Raw genomic sequence first — 18681 nt, forward strand, 5'->3', positions numbered from 1 at the left:
CATGTGCTTATTTTGTAGTGTCAGAAAATAAAAAACAACTGTCGAGTGTGAGACGAATGTGCACAATCGAACAGTTGTGTAAAATGATTTATAGGTTTTGTAATTATTAAAGCTAGATTTTATTTTTTCGACTTAATTTTACCAGTCCATTTTTTATATCCGCCTTTTAACATATAAACGTCAGTATAACCATTTTTCTTTAAAATTCTAGCAGCGCGATAGCTCGAAATACCATTACCATCACATAAATAGATAGGTTGATCTTTTCTCAATCCTTGGAAACGTTGCTTAAACATAGTGATTGGAATATTTCTTGCACCATTGATATGACCGTAATCATAGTCAACTTTTTCTCTCACATCTATGACTTGAGCTTTCCTTAATCCATTATGGAATTCATTTTGATTTAATTCCGTTACTGATCTTTTATTAACAAGATAATAATATAACATGTAAGCTATAATGGCAATGAGAACAGCTAGCGCTATAAACCAAAGATTACTCATCTTGCATCCTCCCTAAAATACCGATATTATATATTATAAGACTGTTAAACATATTTATCAAAAGTTTTTTACTATTAAATTGAAATAAATTACGCATAGTTACAATGAATTGTAAACGGTCTCATTGTAGATGTTTGTATTTATTAATTTTGTTAGGAGTTTTTCGCATGACTGAAACATGGAATTTTATAAATACGGGTAGTCGAGACCCGTTTTATAATATGGCTTTAGACGAAGCATTACTCAATTTTGTATCTCGTGGGGAAATTGACCCAGTGATACGTTTTTATACATGGGATCCCGCTACTTTATCTATTGGTTACTTCCAAAGATTAACGAAAGAAATAGATATAGATAAAGTAAACGAAAAGGGATATGGTTTAGTACGACGTCAAACTGGTGGGAGAGGCGTTTTACACGATAAAGAGTTAACATATAGCGTGATTGTACCGGAATCTCACCCAGAAATGCCTTCAACTATAACAGAAGCGTATAGAGTTATTTCTGAAGGCTTGCTTCAAGGATTTAAATCGCTCGGTTTTGATGCACATTTTGCGATACCTCGTACTAAAGAAGAAAAAGATAAGTTAAAACAGCCACGAAGTGCAGTTTGTTTTGACTCACCAAGTTGGTATGAACTCGTTGTTGAAGGCCGAAAGATTGCTGGAAGTGCACAAGTAAGACAAAAGGGCGTTATTTTACAACATGGTTCTCTGCTTCAAGATATAGATATAGAAGATTTGTTTGATATGTTTAAATTTAAAAATGACCGTCTTAAAGCAAAAATGAAAGAAGCATTTGTTGAAAAAGCGGTAGCTATTAATGATATTTCTGATCGACATATTACCATTGATGAAATGGAAGAGGCTTTCGAGCAAGGTTTTAAGCAAGGCCTTAATATTGATTTCAAACCATTAACATTAACTGATGCACAGCAACAAGAAGTTAATGAGCTAATTGAAAAATATAAATCAGACGAGTGGAATTATCGTAAATAAATAAAAAAGCAGTCGTTACTTTTCAAAAGTAACGACTGCTTTTTATTATAATTACTTATCTTCTACGATTTTGTCGTTTGTGTTTACGTAGGGCTCTTTTATATTTGCGCTGATCTTCTGTTAAGAAGAAGAAATAATAAATTAAATATATGATACCTACGATAATTGCTAAATTAATTAACATAGAAACAAAGCTAAATAGAAAATGATTTATATTTAATATTAAACCGACCGCAGCAACGGCCAGAACAATATAAAATAATATTTGTTTAAACATGCTTTAACACTCCCAAAACAACGTCAACTTTGTAAGTTACTTAAACTAATTTCTGACAAGGCTTGTTGTCCTTTTTTTAATTTCTTCTTGTCTTTGCCGTTATATCCGTCTCGAATATCATTCATAGCATCACTTAGTTTTTTATTTAACTTACCAATTTTTTTCTTTTCATCTTTTGTATCATCACTCATTTTTTCATTGTCGATGTCGCTTTTATAATTGTTGTACGCGGATTCCATTTTATTAGATACATCAGTTAATTTATCTTGAATTTTGGAATTCCCTTTATTTTTAGAGACATCGCCCTCTATTTTATTATATTGAGAAAGGGCTTTTGTGACTTCATTATAGTAAGCTGATGATGCTTTTAAATTAGTGTATTTCTTCTTATTAGATTTTGCTTGCTTTTCATTGTTTTTATCTTTTTCTAATGCACTAATTTTTTCTTTTTCACTATTAATGCTATGTTTTAAGTCTTGGATATTACTTTTTAATTTATGGTTTTCTTCTTGTAATTTAGTCGATTTATCTTCTAACGGCGTTAAATTTTGGCTCCCACACCCGGCTAAAAGACAAGATGCACCTAAAAATGCTACAATTTTTTTCTTCATTATTTTCTCCTAATTCAAAAACTGTAATTTTCTATATATATTATGCTATCATTTTATAGTATATAAAGAAAATGTACAAATTAATTGTATAGGGGGAGCGCAATGTCAAGAATAGATAAATTAATTTCAGAATTAACTTCAAAAGAAATTGAAGGTGTTGTCATTTTATCAGATTTTAATAGACGATACTTATCTGGATTTACTGGAACGAGCGGGGCATTAATTATTACTGAAAATGATAAGCGATTAATTACAGACTTTAGATATATTGATCAAGCAACGAGACAAGCTCCAGATTTTGAAATCGTTAACCAACAAGAAACACCAACAAATGAAATACTGAACCAATTCAAACAGTTAAATATTAAAAATATTGGTTTTGAAGGTAATTTACTAAGTTATGATATGTATGAAGCGCTCAATCAAAGTCAAACAAGATTAACAAGTGTCTCAGGCTTAGTTGAAAAAATTAGAGAAGTGAAAGACGCCTCTGAAATAGAAATTATACAAAAAGCTGCAGAAATCGTAGACGAAACATTTGAATATATATTAACTGTGGCTACAGCAGGTATGACAGAACAACAACTTAAAGCAAAATTAGAAAGTAAAATGCTTGAGTTAGGCGCAGAAGGAACATCATTTGATACGATTGTAGCTTCTGGTTATAGAGGCGCATTACCTCATGGCGTGGCGAGTGATAAAGTCATTGAAAAAGGTGACATGATTACTCTAGACTTTGGTGCATATTATAAAGGTTATGCTTCTGACATCACTAGAACATTTGCAATTGGTGAACCTGATCCAAAAATGAAAGAAATTTATCAAATTGTACTTGACGCTAATGAAAAGGCTATTGAAGCAATAAAACCAGGAATGACTGGTAAACAATTAGACGCTATTGCACGAGATTATATTGCTGAAAAAGGGTATGGAGAATTATTCGGACATTCATTAGGGCATGGTATAGGTTTAGATGTACACGAAGGTCCAATGCTTTCAAAAAGATTTGAGAATGAATTAACCATCAATAATTGTGTTACAATTGAACCTGGCATATATGTCGAAGGTTTAGGTGGCGTTCGAATCGAGGATGATGTACTAGTCACAGAAAATGGCTGTCAACGCTTTACTAAATCCTCAAAAAATCTTATTATTTTATAGAAGACCTTACAATTTAGGAGGAAACTAAATGATTTCGGTGAATGATTTTAAAACAGGATTAACAATTTCAGTAGACAATGGTATTTGGAAAGTTATTGATTTCCAACATGTTAAACCAGGTAAAGGATCAGCATTTGTGCGTTCAAAATTACGTAACTTAAGAACAGGTGCGATTCAAGAAAAAACATTCAGAGCTGGTGAAAAAGTTGAACAAGCAATGATTGAAAATCGTCGTATGCAATACTTATATGCAGATGGTGAAATGCATGTGTTTATGGACAATCAAACGTTCGAACAAACAGAATTACCAGAAGATTACCTTAAACATGAGTTGAAATTTTTAAAAGCAAATATGGAAGTTCAAATCCAAAGCTATGAAGGTGAAACAATTGGTATTGAATTACCAAAAACTGTTGAACTCGAAGTAACTGAAACGGAACCTGGTATTAAAGGTGATACAGCTACAGGAGCTACAAAATCTGCTACAGTTGAGACAGGTTATTCACTTAATGTACCTTTATTCGTAAATGAAGGTGACGTACTTGTAGTAAATACAAGTGATGGTAGTTACATTTCAAGAGCGTAAACATATCGTGCAATTTACTTTGCAATTTTTAAATCAGCCTGGGACCCCAAATTGTCTCAGGCTGAATTTGTTTTGACGGAGGTTATTCGACCATCAAAATTGTAATAATTCATTTTTAAGTAATTATATGCTTGAATTGAATATTTTGCTAAAGTAAAATACAATAGGTAAATGATTACAATCTAAAGGAGTCTGTAATATGAACTTTAAAGAAATAAAAGAATTGATTGAAATTCTAGATAAATCAAGTCTAACTGAGATTAATGTTGAGGATAAAGGAAATCATATTAAATTAAAAAAAGAAAAAGAAACTGAAATCATCACTCCACAAATCGGACAACAACAACCTGTTCAACAAGTAGCTCCACAACAAAATGCAGCTTCTGCACCAGCAGATGCACCGGCTAATGAAGGTCAATCTAAGACTGAAGTTGATGATAATTTACAAACAATCAATGCACCAATGGTAGGTACATTCTATAAATCTCCTTCACCAGAAGAAAGTCCATATGTAGAAGTAGGCGATTCTGTTTCTAACGAGTCAACCGTATGTATATTAGAAGCAATGAAGTTATTCAATGAAATTCAAGCTGAAGTCTCAGGAGTTATCGCTGAAATCTTAGTAGAAGACGGTCAAATGGTAGAGTATGGCCAACCGTTATTTAAGGTGAAATAATGAAGAAAATATTAATTGCTAACCGAGGAGAAATTGCGGTAAGAATTATCAGAGCGTGCCACGATTTAGGTTTACAAACCGTAGCGATATACTCAGAAGGAGATAAAGACGCATTACATACTCAAATTGCTGATGAAGCATATTGCGTCGGACCAACGCTTTCAAAAGATTCGTACCTTAATATCCCGAATATTTTATCTATTGCAACTTCAACAGGTTGTGATGGTATCCATCCAGGTTATGGATTTTTAGCAGAGAATGGTGATTTCGCAGAATTATGTGAAGCCTGCCAACTTAAATTTATCGGACCAAGTCATGAGTCTATACAAAAAATGGGGATTAAAGACGTTGCAAAAGAAGAAATGAAACGTGCCGATGTGCCTGTTGTTCCAGGTAGTGAAGGTTTAGTTGAAGATATTAAAGCAGCGAAAACGTTAGCTAAAAAAATTGGCTACCCAATTATTATTAAAGCTACTGCAGGTGGTGGTGGAAAAGGAATTCGTGTTGCTCGTAACGAGAAAGAATTAGAAACTGGTTTCAAAATGACGCAACAGGAAGCTGAAACTGCATTCGGTAACGGTGGACTTTATCTAGAAAAATTTATTGAAAACTTTAGACATATTGAAATCCAAATCGTTGGGGACAGATTTGGTAATGTGATTCATCTAGGTGAACGTGATTGTACAATACAACGTAGAATGCAAAAACTAGTTGAAGAAGCCCCATCACCTATACTTTCTGAAGCTCAACGTCAGGAAATGGGAAATGCGGCTATCAGAGCTGCGAAAGCAGTAAATTATGAAAATGCAGGTACAATTGAATTTATTTATGATTTAAATAGTAATGATTTCTACTTTATGGAAATGAATACACGTATTCAAGTTGAACATCCTGTTACCGAAATGGTTACAGGTATTGACCTAGTGAAACTACAATTGCAAATTGCAATGGGAGAAGCTTTACCTTATAAACAAGAAGATATTAATATACAAGGCCATGCAATAGAATTTCGTATTAATGCAGAGAACCCGTATAAAAACTTTATGCCTTCACCAGGTAAAATATCTCAATACTTAGCACCAGGTGGATATGGAGTCAGAATTGAATCAGCATGTTATACTAATTATACAATCCCACCTTATTATGATTCTATGGTCGCTAAGTTAATTATTCACGAGCCGACTAGGGACGAAGCTATTTTAGCAGGCTTACGTGCACTAGGTGAATTCCTAGTTTTAGGCATCGATACAACGATACCATTCCATATAAGACTGTTAAATAATGATATTTTCAGAAGTGGAGAATTTAACACAAACTTCTTAGAAACATACAATATTATGGAAGATTAATTTATTAGGAGGTATGTTGTCCATGGTCAAAGTATCTGAAACTACTAATTCCAATTTAGGGAATATAGAAATTGCACCAGAAATTTTAATTGTCATAGCAAGTATCGCAACATCAGAGGTAAAAGGGATACGAGGGCATTTTAAAGAAATTCAAAATAGCCGTATTGAAGAAATTAGTAAAAAGCAACTCAACAAAGGAGTTAAGATTGAAACTAAATCAGACGGTATTAAAATAGATATATATTGCCCTATCTCATATAATGTAAATATTTCAGAAACAGCTAGAGAAATACAAGAGACCGTATTTAATTCAATTGTTAATATGACTAAGATTCAGCCAAGTCAAATTAATGTGCACATTACAAATATAGAACATACTTCTTAATATTTATAAATTAATAGTAATTTCAACTTTAAAGAAATAGAGAGTACACGTTGCCGATTGCATTGATATAAAATGCATCATTGACAACTGCTCTCACATCTTTATTGTTCAATAAAATAACCATTTGAAGGAGTATAAAATGAGTCGAAAAGAATCAAGAATTCAAGCCTTTCAAACTCTATTTCAATTAGAAATGATTAATAGTGATTTAACAATCGAAGAAGCAATAAGCTTTATTAAGGATGATAATCCAGATTTAGAATTTGATTTTATACATTGGCTCGTAACTGGAGTGAAAGATCACGAAGCCGTATTAGATAAAAAAATAGAGCCACATTTAAAGGATTGGAAAATGGATCGATTATTGAAATCTGATCGTATTATTTTACGTATGTCTACATATGAATTACAACATGGTTCTACACCTCATAAGGTCGTTATAAATGAAGCAGTTGAATTAACAAAGCAATTTAGCGATGAAGACCATTATAAATTTATTAACGGTGTTCTAAGCAATATTGATTAAAAGAGTGAGATAAATGACTGAATATTTAAGTGTTTCTGCAATTACAAAATATATAAAGTATAAGTTTGATCAGGATCCCCATTTGCAATCAGTGCTAATTAAAGGCGAATTATCAAACTTTAAACAACATAGTAGCGGACATCTATACTTTAATGTCAAAGATAAAAATAGTGTTATCCAAGCGATGATGTTTAAAGGGAATGCTTCAAAACTTGATTTTTCACCAAAAGAAGGGGACGAAGTTTTAATAGAAGCACGTATTTCGGTTTATGAACGTCGAGGAAATTATCAAATCTACGTTAATAAAATGCATATCGATGGTGTAGGTAACCTATACCAAAAGTTAGAACAACTTAAGAAGAAGCTTACTAAAGAAGGCTACTTTGATCAAAATATTAAAAAAACGATACCTCAATTCCCTAAAAAAATAGCTATATTAACTGCGGGGACTGGTGCAGCAATTCGTGATATACATAGTACTATAAATAGTAGATACCCGCTTGTGGAACAAATACAAATCAATACGCTCGTACAAGGCGAACAAGCAAAAGATAATATCGTGGAAAATATCAAACAGGCGGATCAGCTTGACGTCGATACGATTATTATTGGTAGAGGCGGTGGCTCGATTGAAGATTTGTGGAACTTTAATGAAGAAGCAGTCGTACAAGCAATTTACCAATGTCGTACACCCATCATTTCAGCAGTGGGACACGAAACTGATTTCACATTAAGTGATTTCGTTGCAGATGTAAGAGCTGCCACACCAACTCAAGCTGCTGTAATTGCCACACCTGATCAATATGAAATTAGACAATATTTACAACAAACGCAATTGACATTGACACGTTTTATAAAACAATTCGTTATAAAGCAACGTAAACAATTAGAACACTTAAGTAGTTATTATAAATTTAAAACACCGTCCTTATTATATGATCAACAAATTCAAAGAAGAGATGATCTCGAGAAGCAAATAAAGTTAAATATGGAACTGAAGTTGAAAAATCATAAACAACAACTCCAATTATTAAATAACCGTATTAATCTCAAAGATTTTCAGCATTTTATCAATCGAGAGCAACGTTCTTTACAACAACAACATGTTTCTCTAACAAAAGTGATGACACAAAATATCGATCATTTAAAAAACCAACTTGCAAGAAAGCTGGAGAATTTAAATAATTTAAGCCCAACGAATACGATGTTACGTGGATATACTATTGTGAATAAGGGTAATCAAGTGGTGACAAGCGCACATGATTTAAATCAAGATGATAATATTGTGTTGACGATGAAAGATGGTTCAGTAGATGCACAAGTTAAGAAAGTTAGGTGTAATGATGACGAATGAAAATCAAAGTTTTGAAGATATGATGAAAGAGTTAGAAAATATTATCCAAAAGCTTGATAATGAGAATGTTTCATTAGAGGAATCACTCAACTTATATCAACGTGGCATGAAACTTTCAGCAAATTGTGATGAAACGTTGAAAGAAGCAGAGCAAAAAGTTAATGAATTAATGACAGAAAACAATGAGGAGCAAACAAACAGTAATGATGAACCAAAAGATGCATAATTTGACTGAAGAAATGAACACTTTGCTAGCAAATTCTATACCCAATTCTAATTTAGGTACCGATTTAGAAGAAAGCATGTCTTACTCTTTAAATGCTGGTGGAAAACGTATCCGTCCTGTCTTACTACTACTAACTTTAGAAATGTTAGAAGGAGACAAATCTAAAGGGTTAGCAACAGCTACTGCCTTAGAAATGATTCATACGTATTCTTTAATTCATGATGACTTACCAGCTATGGATGATGATGATTATCGTCGTGGTAAATTAACAAACCACAAGGTATATGGTGAGTGGAAAGCCATATTAGCAGGAGATGCTTTATTAACGAAAGCATTTGATTTAATTGCTAATGATCAATCACTTAATTCAGATATAAAAGTGAGACTCCTGCAAAGATTATCATTTGCCAGTGGACATCTTGGAATGGTCGGTGGACAAACATTAGATATGCAAAGTGAATCTCAACAAGTAAATTTAACAACATTAGAACAAATTCATCATGCAAAAACGGGCGCATTATTAAAGTTTGCTGTTATGGCTGCAGTCGATATCGCACAACCAAACGAAAATATTGCATCTTTACTAGAGACTTATAGTGAACATTTAGGTTTAATGTTCCAAATCAAAGATGATTTATTAGATATTTACGGTGATGAACAAAAGTTAGGTAAAGCTGTAGGTAGTGATATCAACAATGATAAGAGTACATACGTATCGTTGCTAGGTATCGAAGGTGCTGAAGAAAAATTAGCACAACATAAAACTGAAGCATATGAATGTTTAAAACAATTATCATCCGAATATGATACTCAATACTTAGATGCAATTGTAAAATTATTTAGTGAACGCGAATCTTAATTATCCAATTTATAAGTTATTAATAATAGAATAAAATGTTAAAATCATACTGCTGTAATGTAGTGTGATTTTTTCTATGATATGTAACTTTTTTATATTTATTCATAAGATACATATTCAATTTTTAGCTATGGAATTATGGTTATATTAAAAATGTTAATGTTAAAATTTTAATATAACGATAGTCACGCATTTTATCTCATAATATATACATTATGATTAGTAGTAGTCAAAGTCTCCATATGTTAAAATATTTGTATAAATATTCGTATATGAGGTGTATAAAAATGGCTAAAAAATCTGTGAGGCATATAAAAATTAGAGAAATCATCTCGAATGAAAAAATTGAAACACAAGATGACTTAGTAAAACGTTTAAATGAATATGAATTGAACGTTACGCAAGCAACGGTTTCAAGAGACATTAAAGAATTACAACTAATAAAGGTGCCAACACCTACAGGTCAATATGTTTATAGCCTTCCAAATGATAGAAAGTACCATCCACTTGAAAAATTAGGACGCTATTTAATGGATTCATTCGTAAATATTGATGGTACTGATAATCTATTAGTATTAAAAACGTTACCAGGAAATGCGCAGTCCATAGGTGCAATTTTAGACCAAATTGATTGGGACGAAGTATTAGGAACAATTTGTGGTGACGATACATGTTTAATTATTTGTAAGGACCAGAAAGCTAGTGAAAGCATCAAGACACGTATCTTTAATCTATTATAAGTTTTTAAGGAAGTGATTTCGTAATGTTACAAACCTTATCCATTAAACAATTCGCCATTATTGATGAATTGGAAGTTCATTTTGGCGATGGATTAACTGTGCTCAGTGGTGAAACTGGCTCTGGTAAATCAATAATTATAGACGCAATAGGTCAATTAATTGGTATGCGTGCTTCATCTGATTTCGTTAGACATGGAGAAAAGAAATCAATTATAGAAGGTATTTTCGATATAGATGAAAGTAAAGAAGCTATTTCATTACTTCACGATTTATCTATCGATATTGATGAAGATTTTCTACTTGTTAAAAGAGAAATATTTAGTTCAGGAAAAAGTATTTGCCGTATCAACAATCAAATCGTAACTTTACAAGATTTGAGAAAAGTAATGCAAGAGTTGCTAGATATACATGGTCAACATGAAACGCAATCTTTATTAAAACAAAAATACCATTTACGCTTATTGGATCATTATGCTGAGGATCGTTATTCGAAACTTTTAAAACAATATGAAGATACATTTGATGCATACAGTGCTAAAAAGAAAGAGCTAGAAGAGTTAGAAACGGCAGATCAAGCACTCTTACAAAGATTGGATTTGTTAAAATTCCAACACGAAGAATTAAAAGAGGCAAAGTTAGTTGAAAATGAAGTTGACCAATTAGAAAAAGATATTAAACGCATTCAAAATTCTGAAAACTTAAGTCTTTCGCTAAATAGTGCACATGTCACGTTAACTGATGAGCATGCCATTACTGATCGGCTTTATGAATTGAGTCAGCAACTTCAGACTATTAATGAAATCATACCAGGACAATATGATCAATTGAAAGAGGAAGTAGACCAGTTTTATTATACGTTAGAAGATGCAAAGCATCAGTTGTATGATGAACTCTCAAATACGGAATTCGATGAACAATATTTAAATACACTAGAAAGCCGTATGAATTTATTAAATAACTTGAAACGTAAATATGGTAAAAATATCAATGAATTAATCGTTTATCAAAGTAAGCTAGAAAATGAAATCAATAAAATAGAAAACTACGAAGAAAGTACTTCAGATTTACGTTTACAAATTGATCAATTATATGAAAAAGTGATGGATTTTGGCCAAAAACTTTCGAAAGAACGTAGAACTGTAGCACAGTCGTTACGTGATCATATCGTAGAAGAAATTCATAATTTACAAATGAAAGATGCAAATTTAGAAATTTCATTTAAACCGCTAGAACAACCGACACGTGAGGGTATTGAATTTGTTGAGTTTCTCATCAGCCCAAACAAAGGTGAACCTTTAAAAAGTTTAAACAAAATAGCTTCAGGCGGAGAATTATCAAGAATCATGTTAGCGTTAAAATCTATTTTCGTTAAAACGAGAGGTCAGACTGCGATACTTTTTGATGAAGTTGATTCTGGTGTGTCTGGACAAGCTGCGCAAAAAATGGCTGAAAAGATGAAAGACTTATCGCAACATATTCAAGTTATATGTATTTCTCATTTACCACAAGTTGCAGCGATGAGTGATCATCACTTATTGATAAGTAAAGCATCAGAGGATGATCGCACAACAACACAAGTAAAGGAATTAACGGGTGAAGGATGTATTGAAGAAGTGGCACGAATGATAGCAGGTGCAAGTGTTACAGAACTCACTAAACAAAATGCCAAGGAAATGATTCAACAAAATAAATAAACAAAATGTCAGCATGAAACTCAATCATTTTGTACAATTATGAAATGGAATAAGCTGCTTATTCAACATCAAAATGAGTAATAATCTTTTAAAATTAATTGCTAAATAAAATGCATTCATTTGATAAATGTAATATTAAATCATAGAATTAAAATTGAAAATGTGAAACAAAAAGTCAAAAAAAAGTTCGAACTGTAATGACTAGAATAGAATTTTATAATAAATCTAATACGCGAATTTACACGAAGTATGTATGATAAATAGAAATTGTTAGGAGTCACTTAAAATGTCAGAAGAACAATATGATTTAGTTATATTAGGCGGAGGGACGGCTGGCTATGTATCCGCAATTAGAGCATCTCAACTAGGTAAAAAGGTAGCTCTAGTCGAAAAATCATTGCTCGGTGGTACATGTTTACACAAAGGTTGTATCCCTACAAAAGCATTGTTGAAATCAGCAGAGGTTGCTAGAACAGTGAATGATGCAAGTGACTTTGGTATAGATGTGGATAGCTTCAAATTAAACTTTAAACGCATCCAAGAACGTAAAGCTGAAATTGTTAATCAAATGTTTCAAGGGGTAAACCATTTGATGCAACATAACAAAATAGATGTCTTCAACGGAACTGGTAGAATACTCGGCCCTTCAATATTTTCACCGCAAAGTGGAACAGTCTCTGTAGAATATGAAGATGGGGAATCAGAGCTCTTACCTAATAATAATGTCTTAATAAGCACAGGTTCTACACCTGCTGAGTTACCATTTTTACCGTTTGATCATAACGTTGTGCTTTCAAGTGACGATATTTTAACGATAGACGAACTTCCGCAATCATTGGCGATTATAGGCGGAGGTGTAATTGGTTTAGAATTTGCTTCCCTAATGACAGATTTCAATGTGGAAGTAACTGTGATTGAAGCAGGAGAACGCATCGTGCCAACTGAAAGCAAGCAAATAGCTAAAACACTGAAAAGTGAACTGACTGAGCGCGGTGTCAATTTCTTTGAAAACACACAACTGACTGAAGAAGATGTAACTGTTGAAGACTCAAATATTAAACTTCAACTCAACCAAGAAACTATTACTTTCGATAAAGCATTAGTTTCAATTGGCCGTAGCCCTAATACTTCAGATATTGGCTTAAATAATACAAAAATTAAATTAACTGAAAAAAATCACATTATTGTAAATGAATTCCAACAAACTGAAGATAAACATATATACGCTGCTGGCGATTGTATAGGCCAATTACAGCTTGCGCATGTTGGTTCAAAAGAAGGGATTACAGCAATTGATCATATGTTCGATGCATCACCAATTGCTATAGATTATTCTAAAATGCCTAAATGTATTTATACTGAACCAGAAGTTGCAAGTATCGGGCATAATATTGATGAGGCTAAAGCACAGAACATTAATGCTAAAGCAATTAAAGTACCATTTAAAGCAATAGGTAAAGCAGTAATAGAAAATGTACAACAACAAAAAGGATTTTGTGAAGTAGTCATTGACAAGGACAATGATGCAGTCATCGGAATAAATATGATTGGCCCACATGTGACCGAACTCATTAACGAAGTCTCATTATTCCAATTTATGAATGGTTCAACTCTTGAACTAGGTTTAACAACACACGCGCATCCTTCACTTTCTGAAATTTTGATGGAATTAGGATTAAAAGTAGAAAATAGAGCGATTCACGTGTGATTAGGAGGAAATATATATGTTTGATTATGAATCAGCTGGTTTAGACAAATCAGATCTTAAAACAATGTACAAATGGATGGATTTAGGCCGTAAAATTGATGAACGTATGTGGTTACTCAATCGGGCAGGTAAGATACCATTTGTAATTAGTTGCCAAGGCCAAGAAGCCGCGCAAATAGGTATGGCTTATGCTATGGAACAAGGAGATATTTCATCTCCGTACTATAGAGATCTAGCTTTAGTAACCTATCTAGGGATGACACCACTAGATTCTATGTTAGCTGCGTTTGGTAAAAGAGATGATATCAACTCAGGCGGAAAGCAAATGCCTTCACATTTTGGCAAAAAAGAAAAAGGCATTCTTTCACAAAGTTCTCCGGTCGGCACTCAAATCGTTCATGCAGTAGGGGCTGCACTCGCTTTAAAAATGGACAATAAACCTAACATTGCGATGACAACAGTAGGCGAAGGTAGTTCAAACCAAGGTGATTTTCACGAAGGTTTAAACTTCGCTGGAATACATAAATTACCGTTTATTTGTGTGATAGAAAATAATAAGTATGCGATTTCTGTACCAGACTCATTACAATATGGGGCTGAAAAGCTCTCGGATAGAGCTATTGGTTATGGTATACATGGTGAACACGTTGATGGCAACGACCCAATTGCAATGTTTAAAGTCATGAAAGAAGCAAGAGAACGTGCTTTAAATGGTGGCGGATCAACATTAATTGAAGCAATGTGTACAAGAATGACAGCTCACTCTTCTGATGATGATGACAAATACCGTACAATTGAAGAACGCGATGAGCTCAAAACACTTGATTGTAACTTAAGATTCAAATCATTTTTATTAGAAAATGAAATCATCGATGAAACATGGTTACAAGAAATAGAAGATGAACATAAAGCGCTCGTTAATGAAGCGACAAAAGAAGCAGAAAAAGCACCTTACCCGTCCGCAGAGGAAACTTATACGCACGTATATGATGAAGGGAGCTTAAACAATGGTTAAATTATCTTATTTAGAAGCAATTCACCAAGCCATAGATCAGTCAATGGAACAAGATGATAACGTCTTTGTATTAGGTGAAGATGTTGGGAAAAAAGGTGGCGTATTTGGTGTAACATTAGGCTTGCAACAAAAATATGGAGAAGCACGTGTGTTAGATACGCCTTTAGCTGAATCGAATATAGTAGGAACAAGTATTGGTGCAGCGATGTTAGGTAAAAGACCAGTAGCAGAAATCCAATTCGCAGAGTATATATTACCTGCAACGAACCAAATTATGAGTGAAGCTGCTAAAATGCGTTACCGTTCAAACAATGATTGGGATTGTCCTATTACAATTCGTTCACCGTTTGGTGGAGGTATCCACGGTGCATTATATCATTCACAAAGTATTGAATCTGTCTTTGCTTCAACGCCTGGTTTAACAATTGTAATCCCTTCAACACCTTATGATGCTAAAGGTTTGTTGCTCGCATCCATTGAGAGTAATGATCCTGTTCTTTATTTTGAACATAAAAAAGCTTACCGTTTACTTAAAGAAGAAGTTCCTGAAACGTATTATACTGTACCTATTGGAAAAGCAGATGTAAAAAGACAAGGTGATGATTTAACTGTCTTCACATATGGATTGTGTGTGAATTACTGTATTCAAGCCGCTGACATGTTAGAAGAAGATGGCTTTAATATTGAAGTAGTGGATTTGCGCACGGTTTATCCTTTAGATAAAGAAACAATTATTGAACGTGCTCGTCGTACGGGTAAAGTTTTATTAGTTACTGAAGATAATTTAGAGGGTAGTATTATATCAGAAGTAGCGGCGATTATTGCTGAGAACTGTTTATTTGATTTAGATGCACCTGTGATGCGCTTAGCAGGACCAGACGTGCCATCAATGCCGTTTTCTCCAACTTTAGAAGATGAGTTTATGATGAACCCTGATAAAATAAAGGTAAAAATGAAAGAACTAGCAGAATTTTAAGGAGGCTCAATTATGGAAATAAAAATGCCTAAACTAGGCGAAAGCGTACATGAAGGTACAATTGAGCAGTGGCTTGTGTCAGTTGGGGATACAATTGAAGAATACGAACCACTTTGTGAAGTGATTACAGATAAAGTAACAGCAGAAGTCCCATCGACATATGCTGGAACGGTAAAAGAAATTGTCGTCGATGAAGGCACAACAGTAGCTGTTGGTGATGTGATTTGCCATTTAGAAACAGATGAAAATGAAGCCGATACAACAGAAGAAGTTGAAAAAGATCAATTTGAGGAATCTGAAGATACTACACAACAAAACAATACCACTAATGGAGATGCCACGTCTGTTTCAAAACCTCAAACATCAAATGATACAAATTCAAAAAATAACGGTAGATATTCACCTGTTGTCTTCAGACTCGCATCAGAAAATCAAATTGATTTGACACAAGTTGAAGGTACAGGATTTGAAGGACGCGTTACGAAAAAAGATATTGAAAAGGTGATTGAGGCCGGTACTCATAAAATTGGCTCATCAACTCATGTCCCTAAAGATTCACCTCGGGTAGAACAACAAGTTAAATATAATGAGCCTTCTCCTGGAACTTCTATTCCTGTCGACGGAGTTAGAAAACAAATAGCGAATAACATGGTGAATAGTGTTAACGAAATCCCTCATGCTTGGATGATGGTAGAAGCTGATGCTACTAATCTTGTTAAAACGCGTAACTACCATAAACAAAATTTTAAAGATAGCGAAGGATATAATTTAACGTACTTTGCATTTTTCGTTAAAGCTGTCGCAGAAGGTCTAAAAGCTTATCCATTGTTAAATAGTAGTTGGAAAGATAAAGAAATTATTATGCATAAAGATATTAATATTTCAATTGCAGTAGCCGATGAAGATAAACTTTATGTTCCAGTTATTAAAAATGCCGATGAAAAATCAATTAAAGGCATTGCTAGAGAAATAAATGAACTTGCGTTAAAAGCAAGAAATCAAAAATTAAAATCAGAAGATATGCAAGGTGGTACTTTCACCGTTAATAATACGGGTACATTTGGATCCGTCTCTTCTATGGGTATAATTAATCACCCTCAAGCAGCAATATTGCAAATCGAATCTGTAATTAAAAAACCAGTTGTCATCGATGATATGATTGCAATTCGTCATATGGTAAATATGTGTATTTCCATTGATCATCGTATACTTGATGGCTTACAAGCAGGTAGATTTATGAATTTTGTAAAAACACGTATTGAACAATATACAATTGAACATACAAGTATATACTAAATGCGACAATAGATTAACTGTAGCTACAGCGTAATTCTGATATTTTAATTGCTCTGAGCTACAGTTTTTTTATTAGTAAATAGTTCAAAGTCAAATTATTGCTAATTCTGATAAGCACGCTATTGTTTATAAACTCACTTGTTGAACTATGAAGTAGATATTAGTAAAATAGGACTATCAATTCAATATGAAAGGTGTCGATAACATGGATTTAAACTTCGATTTATATATGACAGATGTTGTCAATCAAGCTAGAAATGAAATAGAAGATGCAGGGTATGAACAATTAACTACTGCAGAAGAAGTTGATAAAGTATTACAACAGCAAGGTACATCATTAGTAATGGTCAATTCTGTTTGTGGTTGTGCGGGTGGTATTGCAAGACCAGCTGCAGCACATGCACTTCATTACGATAAATTGCCAGATAGACTTGTGACAGTATTTGCTGGTCAAGATAAAGAAGCAACACAACAGGCAAGAGATTATTTTGAAGGTTTTGCACCATCTAGTCCTTCATTTGCATTAGTTAAAGATGGTAAAATTACAGAAATGGTAGAGCGTCATCAAATAGAAGGACACGAAGTCATGGACGTTATTAATCAATTGCAATCACTATTTGATAAATATTGTGAAGAAAGATAGAGAAAAGATCAATGCCTCATTTAAATCCATATCGGATCGGCTTTAGAACAATAAAAACGGCTATTGGAATGGCACTTGGAATAATGATTGCTCAATTCATGGGCTTACAAAATTTCGCTTCGAGTGCCATATTAGTAGTACTATGTATAAAACATACAAAAATTCACTCAGTTAATGCAATCGTTTCTCGATTTGTATCATGTATAATGATTTTGATACTCGGTTCGCTCGTGTTTAGTTTATTAGGACAAAATGCACTTGTGCTCGGTTTGATTGTCTTATTATTCATTCCATTAACAGTGGTATTTAAAGTTCAAGAAGGTATTGTGACGAGTTGTGTCATTTTACTTCATGTATTTAATGCTAAATCCATAGATTTACATTTATTTATAAATGAAATTCTATTATTAATTGTAGGGCTAGGCATCGCATTCTTAATGAATCTCATTATGCCAAGCTTAGATAAAACTTTAAATAACTATAAAACTCAAATTGAAGAGCAATTCACCACTATCTTTGAATCTTTTAAAATGACTTGTAATGTCCCACATGACTCATTAGATATTAAATTCAAAAGTTTAGAAAAAACAATTAGTGCAGCAAAATCGACAGCCTTTAGAGATGTAAAAAATCATTTTGTCCGAAATGAAAATTCTTACTATCATTATTTTGATATGAGGGAAGAACAACTCGAGCTGATGAAAAGAATGACTTTTTTACTTCAAAATCTTGAAACTGATGACCATATGTTAACGAAATTTGCTGATTTATTCGGTGAACTCGCTCATAATGTTAATAGCAATGATTACACGGCGTTACGTTTACATTCTTTATATCAATTACGTTTAGAGTTAAACAATTTAGAATTACCAAAAACACATGAATCATTTAGAACAAGAGCGAGTTTATTTCAATTATTAAATGAATTGGAAGAATATTTAATGATTAAATCTGAGTTTGGTTCATTAAAGTTACACAGTGATTTATACAATAAGTAATGAAATTTTAAATTATAGAAAACAGCCCACCTAAAAGGTTAAAAATAATCTTTTAAGTGGGCTGTCTTTATATTTCTATAGTCAAAAAATACGTGTC

Annotated in this window: 21 protein-coding genes; 18 read left to right on the top strand and 3 right to left on the bottom strand. The window is 33.0% G+C overall.

The genetic code is table 11. The annotated features are described in order from the left end of the window. Positions 1-119: 119 nt before the first annotated feature. On the bottom strand, positions 120-506 hold the full coding sequence (locus tag NGI30_RS04980) for a rhodanese-like domain-containing protein (RefSeq protein WP_251520677.1): 387 nt from the start codon (positions 504-506) through the stop codon (positions 120-122). 167 nt (positions 507-673) lie between these two features. On the opposite strand from NGI30_RS04980, the gene lipM reads away from it, so the two are divergent. Further along, positions 674-1504: an octanoyltransferase LipM gene (gene lipM / locus NGI30_RS04985; RefSeq protein ID WP_251520681.1), complete on the top strand. Its 831-nt coding sequence runs from the start codon at positions 674-676 to the stop codon at positions 1502-1504. Between the two features lie 55 nt (positions 1505-1559). Here the strand turns inward: lipM and NGI30_RS04990 are convergent, their stop codons facing one another. After that, positions 1560-1781 carry an SA1362 family protein gene (locus tag NGI30_RS04990; RefSeq protein ID WP_251520684.1) on the bottom strand — a complete coding sequence of 74 codons (222 nt, stop codon included), beginning with the start codon at positions 1779-1781 and terminating at the stop codon, positions 1560-1562. Positions 1782-1804: 23 nt separating this feature from the next. Beyond that, entirely contained in the window at positions 1805-2392 is a 588-nt protein-coding gene (locus tag NGI30_RS04995) for a hypothetical protein (protein ID WP_251520687.1), read from the bottom strand. Positions 2393-2494: 102 nt separating this feature from the next. Here NGI30_RS04995 and NGI30_RS05000 point away from each other — a divergent pair, with 102 nt between their 5' ends. The 17 genes from NGI30_RS05000 to NGI30_RS05080 all read left to right on the top strand — a co-directional run bounded on the left by NGI30_RS05000 (position 2495) and on the right by NGI30_RS05080 (position 18584). Then, positions 2495-3553: a M24 family metallopeptidase gene (locus NGI30_RS05000; RefSeq protein ID WP_251520690.1), complete on the top strand. Its 1059-nt coding sequence runs from the start codon at positions 2495-2497 to the stop codon at positions 3551-3553. Positions 3554-3581: 28 nt separating this feature from the next. Next, positions 3582-4139, top strand: a complete 558-nt coding sequence (efp, locus tag NGI30_RS05005; RefSeq protein WP_251520693.1) for an elongation factor P — start codon at positions 3582-3584, stop codon at positions 4137-4139. Between the two features lie 199 nt (positions 4140-4338). After that, positions 4339-4815, top strand: coding sequence for an acetyl-CoA carboxylase biotin carboxyl carrier protein (gene accB / locus NGI30_RS05010; RefSeq protein ID WP_251942899.1), 477 nt, complete (start codon positions 4339-4341; stop codon positions 4813-4815). Continuing rightward, the gene (accC, locus tag NGI30_RS05015; RefSeq protein WP_251942903.1) at positions 4815-6164 is read left to right on the top strand and encodes an acetyl-CoA carboxylase biotin carboxylase subunit; all 1350 of its coding nucleotides are present in this window, start codon (positions 4815-4817) and stop codon (positions 6162-6164) included. Before accB ends, accC begins: the two co-directional genes overlap by 1 nt. Positions 6165-6186: 22 nt before the next feature. Continuing rightward, the gene (locus NGI30_RS05020; RefSeq protein WP_251520702.1) at positions 6187-6549 is read left to right on the top strand and encodes an Asp23/Gls24 family envelope stress response protein; all 363 of its coding nucleotides are present in this window, start codon (positions 6187-6189) and stop codon (positions 6547-6549) included. A gap of 139 nt (positions 6550-6688) precedes the next feature. Continuing rightward, the gene (gene nusB, locus NGI30_RS05025; protein ID WP_251520705.1) at positions 6689-7075 is read left to right on the top strand and encodes a transcription antitermination factor NusB; all 387 of its coding nucleotides are present in this window, start codon (positions 6689-6691) and stop codon (positions 7073-7075) included. A gap of 13 nt (positions 7076-7088) precedes the next feature. Next, a complete protein-coding gene (gene xseA, locus NGI30_RS05030; RefSeq protein ID WP_251520708.1) occupies positions 7089-8429 on the top strand; it encodes an exodeoxyribonuclease VII large subunit in 1341 nt (446 codons plus the stop codon). Then, positions 8419-8655, top strand: a complete 237-nt coding sequence (locus tag NGI30_RS05035; protein WP_251943927.1) for an exodeoxyribonuclease VII small subunit — start codon at positions 8419-8421, stop codon at positions 8653-8655. Before xseA ends, NGI30_RS05035 begins: the two co-directional genes overlap by 11 nt. Continuing rightward, positions 8633-9514 carry a polyprenyl synthetase family protein gene (locus tag NGI30_RS05040; protein WP_251520711.1) on the top strand — a complete coding sequence of 294 codons (882 nt, stop codon included), beginning with the start codon at positions 8633-8635 and terminating at the stop codon, positions 9512-9514. Before NGI30_RS05035 ends, NGI30_RS05040 begins: the two co-directional genes overlap by 23 nt. A 287-nt stretch (positions 9515-9801) precedes the next feature. Next, positions 9802-10254 carry a transcriptional regulator AhrC/ArgR gene (ahrC, locus tag NGI30_RS05045; protein WP_251942905.1) on the top strand — a complete coding sequence of 151 codons (453 nt, stop codon included), beginning with the start codon at positions 9802-9804 and terminating at the stop codon, positions 10252-10254. A 23-nt stretch (positions 10255-10277) separates the two neighbouring features. Next, positions 10278-11948 carry a DNA repair protein RecN gene (recN, locus tag NGI30_RS05050; RefSeq protein WP_251942906.1) on the top strand — a complete coding sequence of 557 codons (1671 nt, stop codon included), beginning with the start codon at positions 10278-10280 and terminating at the stop codon, positions 11946-11948. 286 nt (positions 11949-12234) lie between these two features. Then, positions 12235-13656: a dihydrolipoyl dehydrogenase gene (gene lpdA, locus NGI30_RS05055; RefSeq protein WP_251942909.1), complete on the top strand. Its 1422-nt coding sequence runs from the start codon at positions 12235-12237 to the stop codon at positions 13654-13656. Positions 13657-13672: 16 nt separating this feature from the next. Then, complete coding sequence (locus NGI30_RS05060) at positions 13673-14671, top strand: thiamine pyrophosphate-dependent dehydrogenase E1 component subunit alpha (RefSeq protein ID WP_251942911.1); 999 nt, start codon at positions 13673-13675, stop codon at positions 14669-14671. After that, the gene (locus tag NGI30_RS05065; protein WP_251942913.1) at positions 14664-15647 is read left to right on the top strand and encodes an alpha-ketoacid dehydrogenase subunit beta; all 984 of its coding nucleotides are present in this window, start codon (positions 14664-14666) and stop codon (positions 15645-15647) included. Before NGI30_RS05060 ends, NGI30_RS05065 begins: the two co-directional genes overlap by 8 nt. A gap of 12 nt (positions 15648-15659) precedes the next feature. After that, on the top strand, positions 15660-16943 hold the full coding sequence (locus NGI30_RS05070; protein WP_251520728.1) for a dihydrolipoamide acetyltransferase family protein: 1284 nt from the start codon (positions 15660-15662) through the stop codon (positions 16941-16943). Positions 16944-17148: 205 nt separating this feature from the next. Further along, positions 17149-17586, top strand: a complete 438-nt coding sequence (brxB, locus tag NGI30_RS05075) for a bacilliredoxin BrxB (protein ID WP_251520731.1) — start codon at positions 17149-17151, stop codon at positions 17584-17586. An 11-nt stretch (positions 17587-17597) separates the two neighbouring features. Continuing rightward, positions 17598-18584 (top strand): aromatic acid exporter family protein, encoded by a 987-nt coding sequence (locus NGI30_RS05080; protein WP_251942915.1) that lies wholly within the window; start codon positions 17598-17600, stop codon positions 18582-18584. Positions 18585-18681: the final 97 nt, after the last annotated feature.

Source organism: Staphylococcus sp. Marseille-Q5304 (assembly GCF_943737015.1).
GTDB classification, from domain to species: Bacteria; Bacillota; Bacilli; order Staphylococcales; family Staphylococcaceae; genus Staphylococcus; species Staphylococcus hsinchuensis.